Annotated in this window: 23 protein-coding genes and 1 other annotated feature; of the genes, 10 read left to right on the top strand and 13 right to left on the bottom strand. The window is 45.5% G+C overall.

Going from position 1 to position 24,356, the window contains the following annotated elements; genetic code table 11:
- Positions 1-31: 31 nt before the first annotated feature.
- The gene (brnQ, locus tag CD004_RS19510) at positions 32-1,363 is read right to left on the bottom strand and encodes a branched-chain amino acid transport system II carrier protein (protein ID WP_102264269.1); all 1,332 of its coding nucleotides are present in this window, start codon (positions 1,361-1,363) and stop codon (positions 32-34) included.
- Between the two features lie 96 nt (positions 1,364-1,459).
- Positions 1,460-1,703 (bottom strand) — a binding site (T-box leader).
- 253 nt (positions 1,704-1,956) lie between these two features.
- On the opposite strand from brnQ, the gene CD004_RS19505 reads away from it, so the two are divergent.
- The 3 genes from CD004_RS19505 (at position 1,957) to CD004_RS19495 (ending at position 3,466) form a co-directional block, all read left to right on the top strand.
- Positions 1,957-2,835 (top strand): selenium metabolism-associated LysR family transcriptional regulator, encoded by an 879-nt coding sequence (locus CD004_RS19505; protein ID WP_102264268.1) that lies wholly within the window; start codon positions 1,957-1,959, stop codon positions 2,833-2,835.
- An 84-nt stretch (positions 2,836-2,919) separates the two neighbouring features.
- Complete coding sequence (locus CD004_RS19500) at positions 2,920-3,192, top strand: ubiquitin-like small modifier protein 1 (protein ID WP_102264267.1); 273 nt, start codon at positions 2,920-2,922, stop codon at positions 3,190-3,192.
- 1 nt (position 3,193) lies between these two features.
- Entirely contained in the window at positions 3,194-3,466 is a 273-nt protein-coding gene (locus CD004_RS19495; RefSeq protein WP_102264266.1) for a MoaD-like domain-containing protein, read from the top strand.
- A gap of 326 nt (positions 3,467-3,792) precedes the next feature.
- On the opposite strand, the gene CD004_RS19490 is transcribed toward CD004_RS19495, so the two are convergent.
- On the bottom strand, positions 3,793-5,634 hold the full coding sequence (locus CD004_RS19490) for an aldehyde ferredoxin oxidoreductase family protein (RefSeq protein ID WP_102264265.1): 1,842 nt from the start codon (positions 5,632-5,634) through the stop codon (positions 3,793-3,795).
- 146 nt (positions 5,635-5,780) lie between these two features.
- On the opposite strand from CD004_RS19490, the gene CD004_RS19485 reads away from it, so the two are divergent.
- A complete protein-coding gene (locus CD004_RS19485; protein WP_407657633.1) occupies positions 5,781-6,809 on the top strand; it encodes a ThiF family adenylyltransferase in 1,029 nt (342 codons plus the stop codon).
- A gap of 78 nt (positions 6,810-6,887) precedes the next feature.
- Positions 6,888-8,255, top strand: coding sequence for an FAD-binding oxidoreductase (locus tag CD004_RS19480; protein ID WP_102265180.1), 1,368 nt, complete (start codon positions 6,888-6,890; stop codon positions 8,253-8,255).
- Between the two features lie 349 nt (positions 8,256-8,604).
- On the opposite strand, the gene CD004_RS19475 is transcribed toward CD004_RS19480, so the two are convergent.
- Positions 8,605-9,624, bottom strand: a complete 1,020-nt coding sequence (locus CD004_RS19475) for a YeiH family protein (RefSeq protein WP_102264264.1) — start codon at positions 9,622-9,624, stop codon at positions 8,605-8,607.
- A 185-nt stretch (positions 9,625-9,809) separates the two neighbouring features.
- On the opposite strand from CD004_RS19475, the gene CD004_RS19470 reads away from it, so the two are divergent.
- The 4 genes from CD004_RS19470 (at position 9,810) to CD004_RS19455 (ending at position 14,286) form a co-directional block, all read left to right on the top strand.
- A complete protein-coding gene (locus tag CD004_RS19470; RefSeq protein ID WP_102264263.1) occupies positions 9,810-11,015 on the top strand; it encodes an MASE3 domain-containing protein in 1,206 nt (401 codons plus the stop codon).
- Between the two features lie 596 nt (positions 11,016-11,611).
- Positions 11,612-12,988: an N-acetylglucosamine-specific PTS transporter subunit IIBC gene (gene nagE / locus CD004_RS19465; protein ID WP_102264262.1), complete on the top strand. Its 1,377-nt coding sequence runs from the start codon at positions 11,612-11,614 to the stop codon at positions 12,986-12,988.
- A gap of 104 nt (positions 12,989-13,092) precedes the next feature.
- Complete coding sequence (locus CD004_RS19460; protein ID WP_102264261.1) at positions 13,093-14,010, top strand: DUF7916 family protein; 918 nt, start codon at positions 13,093-13,095, stop codon at positions 14,008-14,010.
- An 84-nt stretch (positions 14,011-14,094) separates the two neighbouring features.
- Positions 14,095-14,286 carry a hypothetical protein gene (locus tag CD004_RS19455; protein WP_102264260.1) on the top strand — a complete coding sequence of 64 codons (192 nt, stop codon included), beginning with the start codon at positions 14,095-14,097 and terminating at the stop codon, positions 14,284-14,286.
- 47 nt (positions 14,287-14,333) lie between these two features.
- Here CD004_RS19455 and CD004_RS24140 read toward each other — a convergent pair whose 3' ends face one another.
- The 10 genes from CD004_RS24140 to CD004_RS19410 all read right to left on the bottom strand — a co-directional run bounded on the left by CD004_RS24140 (position 14,334) and on the right by CD004_RS19410 (position 22,636).
- On the bottom strand, positions 14,334-14,489 hold the full coding sequence (locus tag CD004_RS24140) for a hypothetical protein (protein ID WP_023626523.1): 156 nt from the start codon (positions 14,487-14,489) through the stop codon (positions 14,334-14,336).
- Between the two features lie 135 nt (positions 14,490-14,624).
- Positions 14,625-14,927 carry a hypothetical protein gene (locus CD004_RS19450; protein WP_102264259.1) on the bottom strand — a complete coding sequence of 101 codons (303 nt, stop codon included), beginning with the start codon at positions 14,925-14,927 and terminating at the stop codon, positions 14,625-14,627.
- A 51-nt stretch (positions 14,928-14,978) separates the two neighbouring features.
- Positions 14,979-16,328, bottom strand: a complete 1,350-nt coding sequence (locus CD004_RS19445; protein WP_102264258.1) for a sensor histidine kinase — start codon at positions 16,326-16,328, stop codon at positions 14,979-14,981.
- Positions 16,329-16,428: 100 nt separating this feature from the next.
- The gene (locus CD004_RS19440) at positions 16,429-17,178 is read right to left on the bottom strand and encodes a (S)-benzoin forming benzil reductase (RefSeq protein WP_102264257.1); all 750 of its coding nucleotides are present in this window, start codon (positions 17,176-17,178) and stop codon (positions 16,429-16,431) included.
- A 42-nt stretch (positions 17,179-17,220) separates the two neighbouring features.
- A complete protein-coding gene (locus CD004_RS19435; protein ID WP_102264256.1) occupies positions 17,221-17,691 on the bottom strand; it encodes a hypothetical protein in 471 nt (156 codons plus the stop codon).
- Between the two features lie 166 nt (positions 17,692-17,857).
- Positions 17,858-18,589, bottom strand: coding sequence for an ABC transporter ATP-binding protein (locus tag CD004_RS19430; RefSeq protein WP_102264255.1), 732 nt, complete (start codon positions 18,587-18,589; stop codon positions 17,858-17,860).
- Positions 18,586-19,284: an ABC transporter permease gene (locus CD004_RS19425; RefSeq protein ID WP_102264254.1), complete on the bottom strand. Its 699-nt coding sequence runs from the start codon at positions 19,282-19,284 to the stop codon at positions 18,586-18,588. The genes CD004_RS19430 and CD004_RS19425 overlap by 4 nt, the downstream gene beginning before the upstream one ends.
- A gap of 49 nt (positions 19,285-19,333) precedes the next feature.
- Positions 19,334-20,194, bottom strand: a complete 861-nt coding sequence (locus tag CD004_RS19420; protein WP_102264253.1) for an ABC transporter substrate-binding protein — start codon at positions 20,192-20,194, stop codon at positions 19,334-19,336.
- Between the two features lie 2 nt (positions 20,195-20,196).
- On the bottom strand, positions 20,197-21,117 hold the full coding sequence (locus tag CD004_RS19415; RefSeq protein ID WP_233434893.1) for a substrate-binding domain-containing protein: 921 nt from the start codon (positions 21,115-21,117) through the stop codon (positions 20,197-20,199).
- A 736-nt stretch (positions 21,118-21,853) separates the two neighbouring features.
- Positions 21,854-22,636, bottom strand: coding sequence for an undecaprenyl-diphosphate phosphatase (locus CD004_RS19410; protein WP_102264252.1), 783 nt, complete (start codon positions 22,634-22,636; stop codon positions 21,854-21,856).
- A gap of 542 nt (positions 22,637-23,178) precedes the next feature.
- Here CD004_RS19410 and CD004_RS19400 point away from each other — a divergent pair.
- The gene (locus CD004_RS19400) at positions 23,179-24,354 is read left to right on the top strand and encodes an FtsW/RodA/SpoVE family cell cycle protein (protein WP_102264250.1); all 1,176 of its coding nucleotides are present in this window, start codon (positions 23,179-23,181) and stop codon (positions 24,352-24,354) included.
- Positions 24,355-24,356: the final 2 nt, after the last annotated feature.

Below are 24,356 nucleotides of genomic sequence, written 5' to 3'. Positions count from 1 at the left end.
TCATGCCTGGTCCCTTCACTCTATCTGGCTTTTACTCTGAAGCCGTCTTTAACTCTTTAGATTGTACCAGCTTGTCAAATGCCCAGCCGGCAAGCGCCCCAACTAGCGCAGGCAGAAGCCAGCCCAATCCCTCTGCATAAAGCGGAAGTGATTTTAAAAGTGATGCCAGTAATTCTGATTCAACTCCGAATGTCTTCAAACCGTCAATTACGCTAACAAGTGTGGTTGCAAACACTGCTCCGACATAGACTCCGCGCGCTCCCCTGAAGAAACGATCCAGGAAACTCAGGATTACAAGCACGATTGTGATCGGATAAAGAACGATTAACACGGGAACAGAAATTGAAATGATCTGGTTAAGACCAAGGTTCGCGATCAATAAGCTGACCAATGTGACAACGAGTGTGTAAGTCTTATAAGGAACCTTTGGCATCATCTTTTCGAAAAATTGGCTTGTCGCCGCTACAAGACCAACTGCCGTTGTGAAACAGGCAAGTGTGACAATCAAGCCAAGCAGCAGCATGCCAGGTGCCCCGAACATCATCTTTGCTGATTCTGTTAAGATCGTACCGCCATTTTCATATTCGCCAACTGAGGCCATTTTAGCACCGAGAAGGCCGACAGTTACATAGACAAAAGCTAATCCAATGCCTGCGATAATGCCAGCTTTCAATGTTTCCCTTACAACCTGCTTGCGTTCCAGCGATTTTTTCTGCTGGATAGCTCCGACCACAATGATTCCGAAGGCCAATGCTGCGATTGTATCCATTGTCAGGTATCCTTCAAGGAAACCTGTAGCAAAAGGCGCTGCCGTGTATTTTTCAGATACTTCTCCAAACGAACCGTCAAGTTTGAACAAGCTGCCAATCACGAGCAGGACGATTGCAGCAAGCAAGACAGGCGTCAACACGCTGCCGATCCTTTCGACCATTTTTGAAGGGTTTAACGTAACCCAGTAAACTAGTGCGAAAAAGACAAATGTAAAAAGTAAAAGTACAAGCGAATTTGTTCCGGATGCCCCAAGGAACGGCTTAACGGACATTTCAAAAGCGACATTGGCGCTTCTTGGAATTCCAAAGAAAGGCCCGATTGACAAATAAACTGCAGCGCTGAAAACGATTGCAAAAACTGGGTGTACCCTAGAGCCGATTTCTTTTATCCCACCCTTAGCCATTGAAATGACAACAACAGTCAATAATGGCAGTCCAACTCCGGTTACAACAAAACCAAGCATCGCTGGCCAAAAATTCTCTCCAGATTCCTGCCCCAGGAACGGCGGGAAAATTAGATTCCCTGCTCCAAAGAATAATGCAAATAACATTAGACCGATCGTGAGTGTTTCTTTACCCCTTAAGCTTCCCATCCTTTTTCTCCTCCTAAAATATTGTTTTGGCACTGAGAGTATAGGAAATTCGGAACGGAATGTTATAAAATGAAAAACAAAAAACTCGCCCCTGAAACTAGGGACGAGTTGTGCTCGCGTTACCACCCTGATTCCGCACAAACATGCGGCTCTCATCAACGTACCATCATACGTGTTCCATTTAACGGCGGACAAGCCGGCCAAAGCTTACTACATCTATGTTTCAGCTTTGCATCTCAGAGATGATGTTCCTTTATAATCTGAACACCGGCTTGCAGCAAATCACCGGCTCTCTGGGGATCAGGTTCCATAAAGAACGTGTTCTCGTCATCGATTTTTATTATTCTAAAATACATTCACAAGAACTATATTAATATTCAGATAATAATATGTCAATACTATTAGACAAGGAAAGTTTTTCTTTTTAAGCTCGATACCCTAGGAGTGTCTATGTGACCCTGCATAATAGACACTTTGAAGGCCGTTTTCTTAGAAATGTCTAATAAAATCTTATTAATTAAAATTTATTGTCCTTATCAGGGCAATCCGTATTAATATTGGATTATATAATATGTCTGGAATAGGAGAAATGCATGAATCTAAAAAAGCTAGAGGCATTCATAATGGTTGTCGAAAAGAATAGTTTTTCTGAAGCAGCGGCTGCGCTTAAAAGCTCACAGCCTTCTGTCAGCCTGAAAATCAAAAGCCTTGAAGATGAGCTGGGATTTGAACTGCTTGACAGGGGAGCGGCAGGAATCAGGCCGACGCCTGCAGGAATGCTTGTTTATACAGCGGCAAAGGACATTGCCAATCGATGGAGGACTCTAGAGGACGAACTCGGTGAATTTCAGGGAACTTTGACAGGCACACTGACAATTGGTGCGAGTACCATACCAGGAACCTATTTGCTTCCCGGCTGGGTTAAAAGTTTCCGTAGCCTTTTTCAAAAGGTGGACGTCAAAATCGAAATTGGGGATTCGAAAAAAGTTCTTGAAAAACTGCAAAACCACCAGATTGATGCTGCAATCATCGGGATGAAGGTCGAGTCCCGATTGTTAAAAAGCAATCCGGTTGCAGTCGATTCCCTTGTTTTAGTCACTCCAGAAGATCACCCATTAATCGATACGGCTTCCGCAGATTTTTCGCAAATTCAACAATATGATTTCGTCCTCCGTGAAGAAGGATCGGGCACACGCAAAATGATGGAGCGTTACTTAGCCGAAAAAGGCCTGTCGCTTGAAGATTTGAGAGTTGCCGTATCAATTGGGAGCACGGAGTCTGTCATCGCTGCGGTTGAAGCGGGACTGGGCATCAGTTTTATTTCTAAGCTGGCGGCTATGCCTGCAGAAAGAGCTGGCCGCATCAAAATCGTCGATACTTTCGAACCATACGAGAGGGAATTTTATCTCGTGACCCAAACAGATGCTGAAAATCGGCCGATCATCAGACAGTTTTCAAATATAGTCGATTAAGAGTGAAGGGGTCGGACTGAAAGAGATAATGACATTTTTCATTTTTCAATTTATTATTATGTTAAGCAGAAAGGGGCGTTTGGGATGCAGGTTAAGGTATTTGCTAATCTTAGGGAGATTTGCGGAGGCGTGACCGTCGAAGTGAAGCCTGATGGAGACCGGGTAATGGACGTGCTTGATAAAATGTGCGAAATGTTCCCGGATTTGCACGAAGAAATTTTTACAGAAGAGAAAACGCTCAAGCCATTTGTACATGTATATATTAATGGCCGTAACATTGTCCATGATCAAGATCTTGAAACTCATGTAAAAGAAAGCGACCAGTTCGCGCTGTTTCCTCCGGTTGCCGGTGGCTGATATGGTTGATAGAATACTAGAATTTCGCGGAATCAACAGGGAACATCTTGGCATGTATTTTGAAGAATTAGGCGGCACGCTCGTAACCGCTTCCTTCCCGTTTGTGTATGAATCAGAAAACTGGAGAGCGGAGATTTTAAGCGAGGATGAGCTTGCTTTTACAAAAACATTCATCGTCAATGCCGTACATATTAGATTTGCAGCTGAAAGCCTTGAAGATCTCGAGCAACTGATTAAAAATTACCGTTATAAAACAACCCGGGTTGGCGGGTAGCAGGTTTCGGCGAATTATTGCCGGAACTTTTTTATTTTTGCTATCTATCTATTGTTTTTGAGACTGAAATCGTGAATTTTCCGCTTAATGCTCGTTTAACACACAAATAGGAAGAAAATTTTATACTTCAAATGAGCCCGCTTTTGAACATATCGACCACATTTTCGTTTTTATCGGCGAATTTTCAAACAAATCGACCACATTTTCACTTTTATCGGCGAATTTTCATATATATCGACCACATTTTGATTTATTTCGACCAAGCTGGTCATTTCAAAAAGTTCACAAAAAAACCAGGCAAAATCACCTGGTTTTCTTCAAATCTATTAAACTTCCTCTGTAGCTGGAGTTGTTTCTTCGCCAATGATGCCTAGTTCGCGAAGTTTTTCTTCTGTAACAACGCCATCTTTCCAGCCGCGGACATTATAATAGTCATCCAGCATGATGTCCATGCGGGAAACAAGTCCTTCACTGTTGCCTGATGCGCCTTCTTCAGTGAAACGTTTTGGAAGGAAGTCGTCCTCACGCTTGTTGAAGCCGGCTAAGTTGTTATAGTAACGTTCAAGGTTATAGATTCTTTCCCCTGCAAGCATGACATCATCAGCAGTCATTGGAATGCCAGTCATTGTGCTGTATTGCTCAGCATAGTGCTCTGCATTTTCAGAGAAAGAAGAGAACTTACAGATATTCATAGAGTCAGAGAATGAAAGCAGGTTCTGGAATACATTCAGAAGCTCAGCTTTGCCTTCTGCTACTGTACGGTCTGTTGGTTCAGGAATGCCGGCAATTTCAGATGCGATAGTGTAGCCGCGAAGGTGGCAGGCACCACGGTTACTTGTCGCATAGCCAAGGCCGATACCCTGGATACCACGTGGATCGTAAGCCGGGATAGATTGGCCTTTAACTGACATAGACAGTTCAGGAACGCCCCATGCAGCAGTCGCGCGTGCAGGACCTTCAGCAAGGATGCCGCCGAAGCCTTCACGGAATGCAATTTTGCGAGCGATTTCAATCATGCCGTCAGCGTCGCCCCAATCAAGCTTCTCGTCAACGATGCCTTTTTCATAGGCTTCCATTGTGACAGAGATGGCGTGGCCAAGCTCGATGGTATCCATGCCGTATTCGTTACAGATGTCGATTAAGTATGCGATTGCTTCAGAGTCGCTCAATCCGCTGTTCGCACCAAGTGCCCATGCAGATTCGAACTCAAAGCTTTCAACGCGAGTCTTATATTTGCCTTCTTTTACTTCAACTTCAATTTTACAGCCAACCGGGCAAGCGTGGCATGTGTTGTTGGCAACAAGCAGGTGCTCGTTTACCCACTCACCAGAGTGCTTTTCTGCTTCATCCCAGTGTGTCAATTGAGAGTTGCGAGTTGGAAGCGCTCCCACTTCATTGATCAAGTTAGTAAGGACGTTTGTTCCGTAAACGGATAATCCGCCTTTGTTAGGAGCTGTCAATCCGCCTTCAAGAATCGCTTTAACCGCTTTCTTGTTAGCCTGGTTGTATTCATCTTTTTGTGCCGGCTCAGGCATGTTGCCTTTTTGTGCAGCTTTGATGACGATTGCTTTCAATTTCTTGTAACCTGCAACCGCACCAGTACCGCCGCGTCCTGCAGAACGGTCATGCTCGTTCATGAAACCAGCAAAACGTACGCCGTTTTCGCCAGCCTGGCCGATTGTCATAACGCTAAGGTTTTCTTCGCCATGAGCGTCTTTCATAGCCTGCACAGTCGCGCGAGTGCTCAATCCCCACAATTGAGAAGCGTCGCGGATCTCTGCCTTGCCGTCTTCGATATAAAGGTACACAGGCTTGTCGCTCTTGCCTTTGAAAATTACGTTGTCGATTCCAGCCCACTTCAAGCGGGCAGCTGTCCATCCGCCCATATGTGAGTCAGTAACCGTGCCAGTCAATGGAGACTTCGTCACTACTGCCAGACGTCCGCTCATCGAAGAACGTGAACCTGTAACAGGCCCTGTCATGATACACAGGATGTTTTCCTCTGACAAAGGCTCTACTTCAGGCCCATTGTCAAGAACATACTTAACTCCAAGACCGCGGCCGCCAACATACTTTTTCACGTCGTCTTCATTGATGCCTCTGTAATCGACAGTGCCGTTTGACAAATCAACTACGACTTCTTTGTTTTTAAATCCCCCAAAATTCATCTTAACTAATCCACCTCTTTCATTTAGTATGGATAAATAATAATACAAGAGGCCTATTTTCCTCTTAATCTTAAGTATAGTGAAAATTCAGCCTAAAAAAAAGATTTATTTAAAGATATAATCTAAATAGAAGTGAGGGGATTTGCATGAAAGAAATGGAGCGTTATTCACGACAGATTTTATTCCAGCCAATTGGAAGCGAAGGTCAGGAGAAACTTTTAAAAAGTTCTGCGGTCATTGTCGGCATGGGCGCGCTTGGAACGGTGATTTCCAACCATCTGGTCAGATCAGGTGTCGGGTATGTCCGCATAATCGACCGTGATCTGGTGGAGCTCTCTAACCTTCAGCGCCAGACTCTCTATGATGAGGATGACGCGCGCGAGAACCTGCCGAAGGTCATCGCCGCTGAAAAAAAACTGAAAAAGATCAATTCAGAGGTAAAAGTAGAGGCTATCATCGCTGATTTGACGCTCGACAACGCAGAGGATCTGCTTGCAAACTTTGATGTGATCGTCGATGGGACCGATAATTTTATGGCCCGTTATCTCATAAATGATGTTGCCGTCAAACATGGCATTCCGTGGATTTATGGCGGTGCTGTCAGCTCGCGTGGGATGTTCGCCGCCATCAAACCGGGGGAGACCCCTTGCTATCGGTGCTTGTTCCCATCCGTTCCTGCTGGACTGGGAGAGACATGTGACAGCATCGGTGTGCTCTCGCCGATTACGGATATCATTGGATCCTTCGAAGCCGTCGAGGCACTCAAGTTGCTCGTAGGGGCAGAGTCGAACCCGAATCTTGAGCAGATGGATATCTGGTACAACTCCTTTTTACAGATGGACGTCAGCCAGGGGCGCAATCCAGAATGCCCGGCATGCGTCCAACATCATTATGAATTTTTAGATCGGTCATCAGACCAGCAAATCAACTATGCATCCTTATGCGGGCGCAACACCATCCAAATCAACCCGAGGCAAAAAACGAAACAGGATCTGGAGAAGCTCGCCGGCCGCCTGAAAAATAATGGCGAGATCAAAGGTAATCCATTTTTGCTGCGTTTCATGCCGGATGATGAAATCACGATGGTCATCTTCCAGGATGGGCGAGTGCTTGTCCATGGCACGAATGATACGGTAAAAGCAAAATCATATTATGCTAGATACATGGGCTCATAATGTATGATACGGTAAAAGCAAGATTTTGATTTGCTAGAAATCCAGGTTCATAACTTTTTTATTGAAGGGGAGATTGAATTGGCAGGCTACATAGATGAGTTGAAGAGTGTTATAGGTGAAGAGCTTGTATCTGTGAATGAAACAATTTTGGAGCTTCACGGCCGGGATGAGTCCTATCACGAGCCACGCCTGCCGGATGTCGTTGTATTCCCGCGGAATAAAGAGGACGTCAGCAAGGTACTAAAATTTGCGGACGAGCGGAAAATTCCTGTCGTGCCATTCGGTCTGGGAACGAGTCTGGAAGGACACGTCATCCCAGTAAATGGCGGGATTTCCCTTGACCTTTCCCAGATGAATGCGATCGTCGAAGTGAAGGAAAGTGACTTTCTCGTAAAAGTCCAGCCTGGCGTAACGCGTTCTGTCCTGAATAAAGAGCTGAAGAAATATGGCTTGTTTTTCACCGTTGACCCAGGTGCAGATGCGACGCTTGGCGGGATGGCAGCAACGAATGCGAGCGGCACGACCTCTGTTCGCTACGGCATCATGCGCGATCAGGTCAGGGACCTTGAAGTGGTGCTTGCGAACGGTGATATCATCCATACCGGCAGCTTTGCCGCGAAGTCTTCATCAGGGATCCACCTGAACGGCATGTTTGTAGGCTCGGAAGGAACTCTTGGTGTCATCACAGAACTAACGCTGAAAGTATATGGCATCCCAGAGGCGATTACCGCAGCTCGTGCAGTATTTCCTTCTGTGAAAAATGCCGTCGACGCCGTGGTTGGCATTTTAGCTGGGGGCATTCCGGTGGCCCGGATTGAGTTCGTCGATGCAGAGTCGGTGAAAAAAGTAAATGAATACATGGAAACAGATTACGAGGAAAGCACGACGCTGTTCATGGAATTCCACGGCAACGAAGCAGGACTGGCCCAGGATGTAGAGTTTGCCACTGAAATTTTGCAGGACCACGGATGCACGAACTTCCAATTCGAGGCGGACTCTAAAGCACGCAACCAGCTTTGGGAAGCAAGGCATAATCTGCTGTATGCCTATAAGCACACAGCTGGCAAGAAAAGCATCATGCTGACCGATGTCAGTGTCCCGGTTTCTGAATTGACAGGCGCGATCCTCCACACCCGTGAGTTGATTGATGCTTCTTCGATTGAAGGCTCGATCGTCGGCCATGTAGGGGATGGCAACTATCACGTTTTGCTGCTGATGGACAGCGAAAATCCTGAGGAAGTCAGAGAAGGCGGACGGATTAATGAAGAAATCGTCCACTACGCACTGAAGCGCGGGGGCACCTGCACAGGCGAACACGGTGTCGGACTAGGGAAGGCAAAATACCAGCGTCTCGAGCACGGAGCTGCCTATGAAGTCATGAAATCAATCAAGAAAACCCTCGATCCGAACGGGATTTTGAATCCTGGGAAGATTTTTATAGAATAAGATAAATAAAGCTGCCGATTGGCAGCTTTATTTGATGTTTCGGAGGGGTCTATTTCAAAACCGCAGCCATTACTACGATTTTAGAAGGGAATCACTCCATTTTTAGAGCAAATCACTACGATTTAGAATGAAATCACTCCATATTTAGAGCTGATCACTACGATTTAAAAGGAAATCACTCCGTATTTAGAGCATATCACTACGATTTAGAAGGGAATCACTCCATATTTAGACCTTATCACTAGGATTTAGAAGGAAATCACTACTTTTTCCAATTTGGTGGGAAATCCTGTACCTTCCTAAAACTCATCAATTAATTAATGTTTAATGAACTTTGTTACGCTATTCCCTAGACAAAAATACGAACCAGCAAATACCCAAACACCGATAGCAGCACAGAACCAGCAAGTCCTGCTGACAATGCCTTTCCGCCCATCTGCCTGAATGATTTGAAGTCCACATTCAGCCCGAGTCCGGCCATCGCCATGCCGATTAACAAGTAGGCAAAGCTGACGATAGCCGAAGCTGCGCCTTCGCTGACAACTCCTGTCGTATTGAACGCACTCACCGCAAGGAATCCAAGGATGAACCAGGGAATCGGCAAGTTAGCCAGCGTCATTTTTTGTCCGGCGGCGCCAGTTTCCTTCCTCTGGATAAGGAATCCTATTAAAATAGCAACGGGAACAAGCAGCGCTACCCTGGTCAATTTTACGATAATGGCGAGGTCTAGAGCAGCCTGTCCAGCAGGGTCGGCAGCAGCGACGACATGGGCGATTTCATGCAGGGTGCCACCCGCAAATACACCATAATCAAGTGCTTTCAAGTCAAGATACGAGAAGATCAAGGTATAAAGAATAGTGAAAATCGTTCCGAGCACAGCAACATTTGCTGCACCAACAGCGGTTTCTTTTTCATTTGCCTTGATGACTGGCGCGATGGCGACAACTGCTGCAGCTCCGCAAATCGCTGTCCCGCAGGCAGTCAGGATGCCAAGCCTTTTCTCCACCTTAAAAAGGCGGCTCAATCCATAGACGACGACAAGGGCAAACGCCAGATTCGCGAATGCAATTAAAAATACCGTCGAACCGGCATTGTAAATATCATACAGATTCAGCCTGAATCCAAGCAATATGATTCCAAGGCGAAGCAGTTTTTTGCTGGAATAAGAAGCACCTTCCAAAAGGCCGCCGTTCACTCCAACAGACGCCCGCCAGATCATTCCCAGCATGATGGCAATGACAAGCTGGCCCATGATCGAAAAGAATGGAAGGCCGGCAATTAACCGGGCAGCCAGCGCGAGCGCCAGAGTTAGAGCAATACCTCTCATGACGGGCATGGTAAAACGAGGCAGTAAATCATTTATTTTCATTTATTACACGTCCTTATAAACTTTCTAACTACCACTTTACCTAATAAAAGAAAAATAGCAAAACCCATATGTGTATCTTTCCTGAATTGTCAATATTCACAAAACGGATAAATGTAAGCTGAGCAGGGGTACTGCATGGTGCTTATAATATAGGTAACTATATACTCCCTAAGCAGGTGAGCAAAATGGAGAAGAGCATGTCGGAGGGAAGGTTTCTTGTATTTATTGTAGCTGCGGTCATGCTTTTGATGGTGATCCATCTCTATCATGCCGACCTTTCGTCCTATTTGAACCCTGAAAATTATATTGCCATTCATACGATTTTGGAATTTTTCAGTATTGCCGTTTCCTTTTCGATTTTCTCATATGGCTGGAAAGCGTTCGGCTTCTCGCAGTCCAGAAAAATCCTGATGCTGAGCCTTTTGTTTTTCATTGTCGGAATGCTCGATTTATTGCATACACTCACATTCCAGGGAATGCCCTTTTTTATAACTGAAAGTTCCATCGCGAAGGCAACATGGTTCTGGGTTTCGGCCCGGAGCATTGAGTCATTATTGATCGTGCTGGTCCTCGTCCTGCCCGAACAGAAGCTGCAGCGGGATCCAAGGCGCATCTGTCTGGCAGTTTGCACTGCAGTCATCGGAGTCATTATGTTCGTGATTTTCAGGTATGAACAGAGCCTTCCGCTGCTCGTCATTGAAGGTGAAGGGACAACCATCTTGAAAAATCTCATAGAATACGGTGTCAGTTTCCTGCACTTCATCTCAATTGTCATTTCACTTTACTTTTACAATGAAGGCAAGAAGGGCCAGCATCTATATGTAGCGCTGGCATTCACGTTTCTGTTTTTGTCTGAACTCGTTTTCACTATTTACCAGAGCGTTTATGATATCGACAATTTCACCGGTCATCTGTACAAGGCGCTTGGCTACTTTTTTATCATGAGGGGGTTTTACTTCTCGACGATTGCGGACGATAGCTTTCTGAAAGATCCTCATGAAAAAATGTGGCGGCAGACGGAGGAGATGATCCAGAGCCATTATGGAATCATTTTCAAGCTGTCAAAACAGGGCAATGATTTCATCCACCACATTGTCGGAGGTGGGCTTCTCGATGATCTTGGCTTCACTCCTAACGAAATTAATGGCAGGACCCTGGGTGAATTCCTGCCGGAAAAGGCGGGGAGAATTGAAAGATATTATGATTGTGTCTGGAAAAATAATGAGAAGATTGTTTTTGAAATCGAAATCGGTGGAAATACGTATGCGATATCGCTCATGCCTGTTATGAACGACGGCGAAGTAGTGGAGATAGCCGGAGCCGTCATGGGGATCGTCAAGTATTCACGGTTGGACCGCTGCTCAAGAAATTCAAAGGTCAATGCTTTGTAAGATAGTATTGAGCCTGCAGGAATGCAGGTTTTTTTTGTGGTTAAGGAATTTATAAAGGTATTGAGTTGTGGATAACTCAATGTAGTTTTCTTAATCCAGCTCCAGCGCCTAGCCCCTCGAGTCGCTTGTCTAGTGTCGCCTCCTAGAAACTCCGAAACTTCAACTCCGCCGGCAGAAGCAAAAAGCGCTTCTTTGTCGGAGTCTCCAGTTTCTGCGTTTCTGAGCAGTCGGCTATACCTTTCGATTTCGGTCCGCCCAATGAAATCAAAGAACGACTTCACTGGTCGGCCCTCCAGCGCTTGTCGGGGCTGAACGAGGCGCTTGCGCTTTTTGTTCTTTCTTCAATTGCTAGCCAGCCATAATGGAATTTTATAAAAACCAGCGAATAAGCTATATGTATCAGCCCTGTCCGATTTTAGGGTGACGTACTTAAGAAGGGAGCGCTGAATCTTCTGAAGTCAAAATATTTAAAATAGTATTTTTTTAGGATGTTCTTTAGGGAAACGAAGTGTTAAACTGGGTGTGTGTTTACAAATTTCTACAAGGTTCCCTGAGAAATGTAAGCATTTACAATTAAAACGGAAGAGGTGTTGAAGGTGCTAGGATTTCTACAAAGAATCGGGAAGGCTTTGATGCTTCCAATCGCTGTTTTACCTGCAGCTGCGTTATTGCTGCGTCTTGGGCAGCCGGACTTATTGGATATTGCTTTTATTTCTGCGGCAGGTGACGCGATTTTTGCCAATCTTGCACTATTATTCGCGATCGGTGTAGCAGTCGGTATTTCTAAGGATGGGCACGGAGCGGCTGGTCTCGCTGGTGCGATTGGCTATTTTGTTTTGACAAAGGGTGCAGGTGCTGTCAATGAAAGCATCAATATGGCCGTGCTTGGCGGGATTTTATCCGGGGTAATCGCCGGTCTGCTTTACAACCGTTTTCACGATATTAAGCTGCCGGACTGGCTCGGTTTCTTCGGCGGGAAACGGTTCGTTCCGATTATTACATCACTAGTGATGATCGTTTTAGCCGGTATTTTCGGTTATGTTTGGCCGCCAATCCAAACAGGCATTAACAATGTCGGTGAATGGATTGTCGGTGCAGGTGCAGTTGGAGTTGGCGTATTCGGTTTCCTGAACCGTTTATTGATTCCAATGGGCCTTCACCATGTTCTGAACACACTTGTCTGGTTTGAGTTTGGTGAATTCACGAATGCAGCCGGGGAAATTGTAAAAGGTGACCTGAACCGCTTCTTCGCTGGTGACCCTGATGCCGGTATTTTCATGAACGGTTTCTTCCCAGTCATGATGTTCGGCCTTCCAGCTGCAGCATTCGCGATGATTGCCGCGGCGAAAAAAGAACGCAAGAAGGCTACTGCGGGAGCGCTTATCGGTTTAGCGTTCACATCCTTCCTGACAGGGATTACGGAACCAATCGAATTCTTGTTCATGTTCTTGTCTCCAGTCCTTTACGGGATTCATGCCGTATTGACTGGTCTCGCAATGTCGATTACCTACATGCTCGATATCCACCATGGATTTGGATTCTCAGCAGGTGCAATCGACTATGTGCTGAACTACGGGATTGCCCAAAAGCCATTGCTGCTGCTCGGTGTCGGCCTCGTTTATGCAGTGCTGTATTTCGTCATTTTCTACTTCCTGATCATCAAGCTTGACCTCAAGACGCCAGGACGTGAAGACGAAGTTGAGGGTGAGTTCACGGAAAGCGGAGCGTCAAAAGGCAATTACGCGGAACTTGCAGACCATTATCTTGCAGCATTAGGCGGCAAAGGCAATCTTAAGGAACTGGACAACTGCGTAACCCGCCTTCGTTTAAAAGTAGAGGATATGGCAAAAGTAAATGAAGCAGAACTGAAACGCCTCGGCGCAAAAGGCGTGTTGAAGCTTAATAAGACAGACCTTCAAGTCATTGTTGGTACGGATGTAGAGTTTTTGTCCAATGAGATGAAGAGGAAATAGCAAAGACAGACTTGGCGGGCAATGCACCGCCAGGTCTTTTTTCACAGGCTATCTAAATGGAGAAATTGGTGAACTAGAACCTATACATAAATGGAGGGTTATTTATGAAGCGTTTGCTGGACTGCACAGCATCTGATTTTGAACAAATGACGGGGCAGGATTTGAAAAAGACGATTATTGCTTCGGAGGGAAGGACGATTTTATCCGAGGTGATTGGAGCATTTTCACCGCATTACCCTGCGGTGACTAATGCGGAACTGGCTGCGGCATTCGGAGCGGACCTGATTCTGCTTAACTTTTTCGACGTGATGAACCCTGCGATTGAAAGTCTGCCAGAAACAGAACCGTCTGAAGTGATCATTCAATTAAAAAAGCTGGTCGGCCGTCCAGTTGGCTTGAACCTTGAGCCAGTTGACCTCGAGGCGGACAAGCTTGAAGCGCTGCAACAGCTGCCTGAAGGAAGGATTGCTACGGCTGCTTCGCTAAGAAGAGCGAAGGAGCTTGGCTTCGATTTCGTCTGCTTGACGGGCAATCCTAAAACAGGCGTGACGAATGCTGAGATCACGAAAGCAATTAAAAAAGCCCGAACAGCATTCGGTCCAGACGGATTGATCATTGCTGGCAAAATGCATGGCGCAGGGGTGGCAGGTGAGACGGGAAGCTCGATGATGACGGAGGAAACCTTGCATAGTTTTGTCGATGCAAGTGCTGACATTATCCTGATTCCGTCCCCAGGTACAGTACCAGGTTTTACGGTCGAAAAGACAGCAAAGCTGGTTGACCTCGTCCACCAAAAAGGAGCTCTCGCAATCCTGACGACAGGTACAAGCCAGGAGGGAGCGGATGAACAAACCATCAAACAAATCGCCCTTAACAGCAAGATGGCTGGGGCCGACCTCTTTCATATCGGTGACGCCGGGGCAGCGGGCATTGCTTTACCAGAGAACATCATGGCCTATTCGATCGTCGTACGCGGCAAACGGCATACTTATGTCCGGATGGCAGCCTCTGTCCGCAGGTAATTCCTGATTTTTCAAGTTCACCTTAGCTATTATTCGGGTAAAAGTAAAGTCCAAGGCTGATACTAACATCAGGAGGGATGCAACATGGATAAGGACAAGTATGTAAACATTGATCCAAACGCAAAGCCTGCCAATCCAGGCTCTGAAAAAGAACAACTGGAAACAGCAGAAGCGAACATGAAACTCCAGAATGCGTTTTATGATGAAAACGAAAGTAACGGAATTGACCCTGCAAATCTGAATAACCAGACAGCCATCCTGACTGAAATGGACTAAAAGCCGGCAAATGTTTGCCGGCTTTTCCTTTTATCAAATCCAGAAGCTTAGTGGTGACGATCGGTTTTATCGCTCTGGTCTTTGTTGTGTTTGTTTCCCTTGCTGTTGTCACCGCTCGTCAATTCACCGGAAAACTCGGCCATCTGGTTACCGAGCTTTGGGGAGTTTTGATTTTTGCTGCCTTTATTGAACTTTTTTGTCATTGTAAGCCCTCCTTATTGTGAGTACTAAGCTAGTTTTCCCGATAGTAGGGTGGCAATATGTAAAAACATTTTAAACTGAGGTTAAGTTAACTCAATAAAAAAGGACAGCTTGCATTCACAGCTGCCCTTTAAAACCTATTTTTCAACTAATCGGTCAATCTCTTCCTCGCTCACTAACTCAACCTCGGTGAGACCTTTCAACTCCTGGATCAGCCCGTTCGCTTCCTCATACAGTGTGTCATCTGTAAATACCTCTGAGTAATAAAGGGAATCATTCAGCACGGCCTTCACATGCAGCCTTGTGCCGGATTCTGTGTCTTCGTCACCCAAAGTGACAGCGGAGCGTGAGGTTTCATGCTGATTGAGCAAGACTTTATTGCCATTGCGTTCTTTTTTTACAGCTTCAACAAATTCCACCAACGAATTAACTCGTTTCAATGACATCACCCCTCTAGTTATGTATTCCAAGTTTCGGGATTTTAAAACCAATCAAATAATAATTTCGAAAGTTGTGCCCTTGCCAAGATTGCTGCTGAGCGTTATTTTTCCCCCATGGGCTTCCACAAGCTCCTTTACGATCGCAAGTCCGAGGCCTGAACCACCTAAAGCTTTTGACCGGGATTTGTCTACCCTGTAAAAGCGGTCAAAAACCCACGCCTGGTCTTCAGCAGGGATGCCTTTTCCTTCATCGATGACGATGATATGGATATTTCCATTCTTTTTGAAAACCTTCATTGTGGTCGTAGTTCCTTCTTCTGAATACTTTCTGGCATTATCCAGCAAATTTATGAGAATTTGTTCAAAGCGGACCGGGTCAGCCTCGATATAGACTTCCCCGTGACAGGCGAAATTAAGCGTCATATTTTTTTCGGTAAAAGATGGTGCCATCCTCGAGTGAATTCTCCGCATGAATGCACAGAGTTCTATACGTTCTTTTTGGATGGTAAAAGTGTTCTCATCCATTTTTGCAAGGTCAAATAACCCTTTAACGAGACCAGATAGCTTCGTTGCCTCTTCATGGATAATTTGCAGATAGTGACTTCTGTCCTCAGTTGCTGTTCCTGCTTTCCCAGCGATTTCTGCATATCCTTTTATATAGGTGAGCGGTGTCCGTAATTCATGGGAAATGCTCGCGAGGAACTCATTGCGCTGCCTTTTCATGTGGCTAAGGTCATCAGCCAATACCTGGATTGACTCTGAAAGCTCGCCCAATTCATCGTTGCCACCTCGGGGCAAAGTGACAGAATAGTCACCCTGACGTATTTTTGAAGTCGCTTCATTCATCTTAATGACTGGCTTAGTAATGAATCTTGATAGGAAAAGGGTGATTACGGCCATTGAGGTCAGCAGCAGAATTCCGGCAAGCAAGAAGTGTTTGTTCAGTTTGGCTATCAAACTCTGAACCCGTTCGGTGTTCTTGAACATATAGACGGCCCCGCTGTTCTCCAAAGGGCTGACTGACGCTATATATTGCTTGTCCTGCCAGTCATCTTCTAAAATCAATCCAACCCTCGGAACACCTTCTGGAGTTTCTGTTATGATGTCCTGCATCGAGTCATCAGTCGGTACGGAAGAAGAAACGATTACACCTGTTTGATCAGTGATAATTACATGGGTGTCCGTCCTCGATTCCATTGTCGTGATATGGTGGATGGTTTCCTCAGAATAGGAAGTTTCCAGAATATCACGGTGATTATTGCCGCGTGTTTGCAGGGAAGCCAGCTCCTCATCAATCCTTGAATGGATGATAGAAGAGTGAAGGTAGTAAAATAGAACACCTTCGACCAGCAGTATTGTTACGAAAAAAACAGTCCCGATTTTAAAAGAGATCCGATCCATTTATGCCACTCCCATGATCAATCTTAGAACCATCATACTAAAAAAGTATCCAGAAACAGAGCAGAAAAGCGAAGAAGCAGTGCTCCTTCGCTTTTAGTGATCATAACAGATCATTCACCTTATAAATCTTCCCGTTTTCCAGGTTTTCAGCCAATACTAGTTTTACAAGCGCCCCTGCAACAGTATCAGGACTGCGGAGACTGCCGCTTTCTTTGTAGGTCCTGAAAATATCCACATCAGCGAATGTCTCCTCCGATGAAGAACGGATTGTCACCTGCATATCAGTATCCATCAGACCCGGGCTGAAGGCGATGACCTTGCTGCTTCCGCTGTTCTCGAGTTCGAGGCCTGCAGTCATCGTGAACATATTGACAGCCGCCTTTGTGCTGCAATAAATACTCCAGCCCTGGATTGGCCGCTCGCCAGCCCCGGAGGTTACATTGGCGATGACTACACTGGTATCAGTATTTTTTGCTATTTGTAAAAATAAATTACTGATCAGGATTGGTGCCGTCAGATTGACCTGGATATTACTCTGAACTAAAGCAGCATCCAGTTCTCCGGCTACATCAATCGGTTCAATCACTCCGGCATTATTGATTACATATACATTTTCAGCATCTACAAAAACCTCCTCGCAGATTTGTGCGAAGACGCTTTGAACCTGCTGTGCAGAAGAAAGGTCGCAGCTATAGTGTGTATAGCTGATTCCAGCGCTCTCTGCAGCCTGTTTCAAAGTGCTGTTTTCATTCCTGGATACGGTAATGACAGGAATTCCTTCAGAGATAAATCGTTGTGCTGCTGATGCTCCAAGTCCCTTTGATGCACCGGTTACGATCGCGTAGTTCATTGTAATTCTCCTTTATGTAAACTTACAGTTCTTAATGTTGCTTCACACTGGTATGAACCCTGTGCTGACTGAATGGATATTCTTCAAAAGCCAGTCTCTATTCGCTTCCATCTCAACCTTTTCCGCAGTTTCAAGAGCAAGACTCATGTATCGTTCCTGGTCTTCAGCTTCTCTTGAAAGGGCATATGCACGTGCAATCGCCTCATAAGCAAAACCAAGGTCAAATTCGCCAAGATCATGTTCCAGACAGAGTTCCTCCGATTTCCTCGCATGATGGAGGGCGGACTCGCTTCTCCCAAGTATCGCATACACTCTTGAAATCTGCCATTCCCCGCGGGCGAAATTCAGAGGCGTGCCGACAACGCCCCAATGGTAGCGGGAAGCCATCGCCGCATAAAGCATGGTATCATCATCATTTTTCGTCCGATCCTGTTTTTCGATCAAATCCCAGGTCAGGTTGAACAAGTCAATCGCCATTTGTTTGTGGGTTGTAAAATCCATATTCATTTCCATTTGTGTACAGACTCCTTTGAAGGTTTTATAAAGTAGTAATTAGACATAAGAGAGGGATTTCCTTTATATAAAAAACATCAAGGCGTTTACACTAGGCAACAAGCCAATTGAAAAGGATATTTCAGCGAAAAAAAACAGCTTGGCGTTTATGCCATGCTGTTTGCAACTAATTGAGAATGCTTTTCCAGTCATTTATAAAAGTGGAAACAGATGCGTTAGGGGATGACAACACTTCCTCTGTGGGACCGGTCTGTTTCAGCTCGCCATCCATCAGGATCGCCAGCGTTCCGGCAAGGTATTTCAGTTCCATTAAATCGTGGCTGACAAAGACCGTAGTCGTTTTCGTCTGCTCGATGATTGACTTAATGTCCTTCAATAGCTGCACCTTCGTGGGGAAGTCAAGGGCAGAGAAGGGTTCATCGAGAAACAGGACTTCGGGTTCCAGCACCATCGCCCTCGCAAGGTTGACACGCTGAGCCTCGCCGCCGGACAGATGGACGGCCTGCTTTTTTGCGAGATGGCTGATCTGGAATTTATTGAGCCAGTATGCAACCTTCTGTTTTACTTCCGTACGTGGAAGGTTTCTTAGCTTCAAGCCGATTGCGACGTTTTGAAAAACGGTAGTGTCAAGAAGCAGCGGCTGCTGCATCGCGACAGCGAACTTCCTGCGCATCTCAAGAGTCAAGTCATGAGAGATATCCTGACCTTTGAACAAAATCGCTCCTTGAGCTGGCTTTTCCAGAAGCGACAATGCTTTGATGAAAGTACTCTTTCCGGCACCATTCGGACCCATGATTCCAAGGACTTCCCCCGCTTGAACTTCAAAATGGGGGATGGACAGCAGACTTTTCCTGCCTGCTCTTACTTCCAGGTTTTTCACAGTAATCAGTGGGGTCATAAGCTCCGCTTCCTTTGCTGTAAATAAGTTAGGGTAAACGTAATGATGAAGGCCAGAGTCATCAGGATGAATGAAAGTGCCAGGGCAATATCGAAGTTCCCTTTTGATACTTCCATGACTATGGAGGTCGTCAGGATCCGTGTCTCTCCGCTGATATTGCCGCCGACCATCATAGCAGCTCCGACTTCAGCGATGACCCGTCCGAACCCGGCGATGATGGCAGCAAGGATCGCTAGCTTTACCTCTTTCATCAAGATCCAGTAAAGCTGGATTTTCGTCGCTCCAAGTGCTTTCACCTGCAAAATCAACTTCGGATTGATCTGCTGGAATGCCGTACTTGTCAACGCTGTAACAATCGGCAGCGACACCAATATCTGAGCCATGATGATCGCTGTCGGCGTGTAAAGCCAGGCAAGATCTCCAAGCGGGCCTGATCGCCACAGGAAAAGAGTGATCCACAGACCGGCGACAACAGGAGGGAGCCCCATGCCGATATTGACGAGGGCAAGGATGAACTTCCTGCCTGGAAAGTGGGCAAGTCCAAGGAACATCCCAGCAGGAATGCCGATCAATGTGCTGATCAAGACGGCGGTAATCGAGACTCTCAGTGTAAGCAAAGTAATCTCGAATATTTCCCGATCTCCCGATAAGATCATCTCTATCGCTTTTTTCAATCCTTCTAGTAATAGTTCCATGCGCAATCAGGCTTTCTATCGAATTTAGTCTAGTAAATGAATCTTCATGTTATTCAAAAAGGAAGAATAATGGCTGGCCGTATTCGTCCACACCGAACTCCTTGATGATCTGCTTTGTATCCTCTGAAATCATGTACTCAACAAATGCTTTTGCACCTTCTGCATTTACTTTATCATGTTTTTCATCGTTCACTTGCATAACGTGATAAATATTCAGCAGACTTTCATCGCCTTCCACCAGAATTTCAGTGTCAGGCATGTTCTTTTTCTGTGCGAGGTAGGTAGCCCTGTCTGTCAAAGTATAGCCCTGTTTCTCTGAAGCAATTTGCAGAGTTGCGCCCATCCCTTGTCCAGCCTCAATGTATGTTTCACCAAAGCTTTTCGGATCTAGCGAAGACTTCTTCCATAGCTCAAGTTCCTTTTTATGAGTGCCGGAATCATCACCGCGGGATACAAATGAAGCTTTGGATTCAATGATTTTTTTCAAAGAATCAGTTACTGATAGACCTTTTACTTTTGCCGGATCTGCAGCAGGGCCGACAATGATGAAGTCATTATACATGACTTTCTGGCGGTTGATGGCATCCCCGCTTTTCACGAGCTCTTCTTCCGCAGCAGGTGCGTGAACAAGAAGGACATCCGCTTCGCGGCGGGTTCCCATTTCAAGCGCTTGCCCTGTGCCTACAGCAATGATTTTAAGGTTGTAATTGTTTTTTTCTTCAAAATCAGGTTTCAGGACATCAAGCAGCCCGCTGTCCTGTGTGCTTGTAGTGGTAGCAAGGATCAAATCAGTTTTTTCTTTTTTCGTTTCTGGGTCATTTTTAGCTTCTTTTGTCGTTGAATCAGAACAGCCTGTTACCAAAGCAAACATTAGTACAAGTAAAAGTGGAATTAATTGTTTGAATTTCATGCCTATGCCTCCGGTAAGTGGTTTCCGTAAATGATTTTTCCGAACTCCTCAGCATCATAGCCATCAAGGTCGGCAATGCTGTCCTTGAAATTGGTAAGTTGGATCAGGTCGGTCAAATGCTGGAGAGCTTCTTTGTTTCCAGGTGTCCAGCGGAACACTAGATCAAACTGTTCCTTCGTGAGCGGGATGAAGTCTAGTCCAAGCTGGCTTGCTGCGCATCTGATTCCAAAGGCAGCATCTGCCGTTCCTCTGCTGATATGGGCTCCCGCGCCAAGGTGCGTCCATTCTTCATTTTCATAACCCTTCACTGCTGCTGGCTCAAGTTTTTCACTGGCCAGGAAGGAATCGAGCAGGAAGCGCGTTCCGGCACCTTTTTGCCGATTGATGATCGTGACATCACTTCTTGCCAGGTCTTTGACTCCGGTGATGTTCTTTGGATTGCCTTTTGCGACGATCAAGCCCTGCTCCCTGGAAGCAAGTCTCATCACCGAAATCGGCTCATGGACAAACAGCTGGCGGATAAAGGGAAGATTGTATTGCTGCGATGCAGGGTCGAGCAAGTGGACCGCAGCGATATCGGCACTGCCTCTGTAAAGCATCATCAATCCTTCAAGGCTGCCGATGTAGGAGGGAGTGATGGAGACTCCTGTACTTTCAGACGCTATGTACTTAACCAACTGTTCGACCAGGAAATCATGGCTGCCTGCCAGCTGTAACGAATGCTGGGCTGCCGTCTTTGATTCCTGAGTTTTCATCGGATTTGCTGACATGCTAGCTTTATATCTTTCAAACTCGCTTTCTTCAATCCGCATTTTATTGCCGACTTTAAAGGCTGCAAGATTACCACGCTTAATCATCTCATAGACAGTATTCTTGGAGATTTTTAACATAGAAGCGATTTCATCTGGAGTGTAGATTTGCAAATAGTTTCCCTCCTTTTCATCCTAAACTAAATATAATAGAATATTTAGTAGATGGATATACTTTTTGTTTGGTTTTGTCATGTTTTGTTTAGTTTCGTCATGTTTTAATCACAAATCGTTCACAATTACAGCTGGAGATACTCGTTTTTTTCCAAATATAACCTTCACAAAATACTCCGGGCAGTATTGTGTATTTCTTATAGATACCATGGTAAACTAAGCATTAGACAGAATTGATGTAGAAAGGAACAGGGAGAATGCAGATTTCAGATAAAGCGCGCGACATTTTAAAAGAAATCCTCGCTGAGCGCAACGCAGCAGGTATCCGCGTCTATTTCGGCGGCTTTGGCTGAGGAGGCCCGCAGATTGGCCTGGCTCTGGAGGAGCCGGAAGAAGATGATCATGTAACAGTAATCAATGAAATCCAGGTCGCTATCGAATCAAATATCGTTGACTATACTCAAGGTATGGCACTTGAATATGATGAGTATCGTGAAGGTCTGGTCCTGATGGGCGGAGACGGCGGCTGCTGATAAAATGCAAAATGCACACCATTTTTGTGATGGTGTGCATTTTTTTACCAACGGGAACTGGAAAAAATCGACCGGAATTTCCAATTCGCCAATAAATTTGAATTTTCGCCAATAAAGTAGTCGAAATCGCCAATAAAACGAAATTATCGCCAATAAAATTGTGAACTCCGCCAATAAAATAAAATTATCGCCAATAAACCAATTTAGAACTGCCCTGTGAACTGAAAATACAAAACAACAAGCCCCATTATCCACACATAAATAGCAAAAGGCTTCAAAGAATGATTTTTCAAATAGCCAATCATCCATTTCACGGCAATATAACCGAAAATCGCTGCTGAAATGATGCCGATCACCAGTGCCTGAAGTGAAATAGTCTCACTTCCGCCGCTGAAAAGATCTTTTCCCTGCAGGACAATCGCTCCCAGAATCGCAGGCGTTGAAAGCAGGAAAGAGAAGTAGGCCGCTGTCTCACGGTCGAGCTTACGCCAAAGCGCGGCGACAATCGTCAAGCCGGATCGGGAAATCGCCGGAAAAATTGCCGCCGCCTGGAAGCTGCCAATCACCAGCGCATCCGTATAGCTGATATCATCCATCTTTTTGCGGCCATTTTTGATCGAATCTGCAAACCACATCAAAGTACCGGTAATCAGGAATTCCCAGCCAATCGTGACTCCTGTCTTTGAAATTCCATCAAAATAATCCTCAAACAGCAATCCGACAACGACAGCCGGCAGCGTACCGATAACAAGAAGGAAGGTGAGCTTTCCAAACGGATTTTTTAATATCTTGATGAATTCATATCTATAAAACACAAACACCGCAAGCAGCGTACCCACGTGAAGCATCGTGTCGAGCAGCAGGCCGGCCTCTTCAAGACCGAATAAATTCCTGCCCAGATAAAGGTGTCCGGTACTGCTGATCGGCAAAAACTCAGTCAGCCCCTGGATAATCCCAAGAAAGAAAGCTTCAATTTTTGAAAGCATACAGAATCCCCACTTTTTCAAAGACTTTGTCCCTTACAAAGCTATGAAACATGTCCCATCTCTATGCACGCAAAATTTACAGCGGACACGTTGACGGACACAAATCCCGGGAAAAGCAGAAAAACTGTCCGTCATCAAGGTCATGACGGACACAATCCCTGGAAAAGCAGGGAAAATGTCCTTCATCAAGGTCATGACGGACACAATTCCCGGAAAAAGCAGGGAAACTGTCCGTCATCATGGCGACATAATAGTAAAAGACAAAGTGCTTACCAGCTCCCACAAAAGGGAAATGCAAATAAACAGCACAACAATTGAAAAGGAAGCTCAATCCATTTACCTGCGCCAAATTTCCTGAATAAAAATATTCAGATATGTAATAATAACCATTTCATAGTCAGAAGTTGTGATTTAATGTCGAAAAAAATATAATGAAGTATTGAACAGTTCTTCAATTAAGACTCGATTTGTATGCCTTATAAAAAACTTCCTTAGCGCTCATTCCAGTTGGAAACTGCCTTCATTTTAAAAGGGGAATAAAAATGACTTCGAATCCAAAAACGAATTCCCGGCTCGACTATGGGCTGGTTACGATATTGATCCTATTATTTCTTTCAAGCTGCGTTGCCATTTACAGTGCCCAGACGACGGGACAGTATGGCTCTGAAAACTTTTTAATAAAGCAAATTATCTGGTATGTCATTGGCGCCGGCATCATAACCGCGGTCATTACCCTCGATTCTGACCAGCTGCAAAAATTGAGCTGGTACGCGTACGGCTTTGGGTTGGTCCTGCTGGCAGGACTTATCGTGGCACCTTCAACGATTGCTCCTGTCATCAATGGAGCAAAAAGCTGGTACAGGGTGCCGGCAATGGGTACCCTGCAGCCGTCGGAGTTAGTGAAGGTGTTCATCATCCTGGCGCTTGCGAGGGTGATTGTCGACCACCATCAGAAATATCGGCTTAAAACGATTCAATCGGACTTTTGGCTTTTGCTCAAAATCGGTATTGTCACGATGGTGCCGCTCATGCTCGTCATGCAGCAGCCTGACCTTGGTACATCGCTTGTTTATATTGCAATCATGCTTGGGATGATATTTATTTCCGGTATCACCTGGAAGCTGCTTGTGCCAATTTTTGGGACAGGCCTAACTCTGATTTCGATCATATTCTATTTTGTGATCTGGAAGCCTGAAATCCTTGAAAAATATCTCGGAGTGAAGGAATATCAATTCGGGAGGATCTATTCCTGGCTTGACCCTTATAATTACCAGAGCACAACCGGCTTCCAGCTGACGAGGTCGCTGCTGGCCATCGGTTCAGGTGAAACAGTGGGGAAGGGCTATGGAACAAGGGAAGTGTACCTGCCAGAGAGTCATACTGACTTCATATTCAGCATCATCGGCGAGGAGTTCGGCTTCGTCGGTGCAAGTATCATCGTAAGCTTGTTTTTCCTGCTGATTTATCAAATCACAAAAATCGGCATGGAAACGAAAAACGATTTCTATACTTACATCTGTGTCGGTGTCATCAGCATGATCACCTTCCACGTATTTCAGAATATCGGGATGACCATTGGCCTGTTGCCAATCACGGGTATTCCTCTCCCGTTCATCAGCTACGGCGGAAGTTCGCTCATGGGAAATATGCTCGCTGTAAGCTTGATTTTCTCGATACGGTACCATTATAAGAAATACATGTTCTCGACCACTGCTTAAAA

It is taken from the genome of Mesobacillus jeotgali, assembly GCF_002874535.1.
Lineage (GTDB): Bacteria > Bacillota > Bacilli > Bacillales > Cytobacillaceae > Mesobacillus > Mesobacillus jeotgali.
This window is presented reverse-complemented; position numbering and strand designations above follow the sequence as displayed.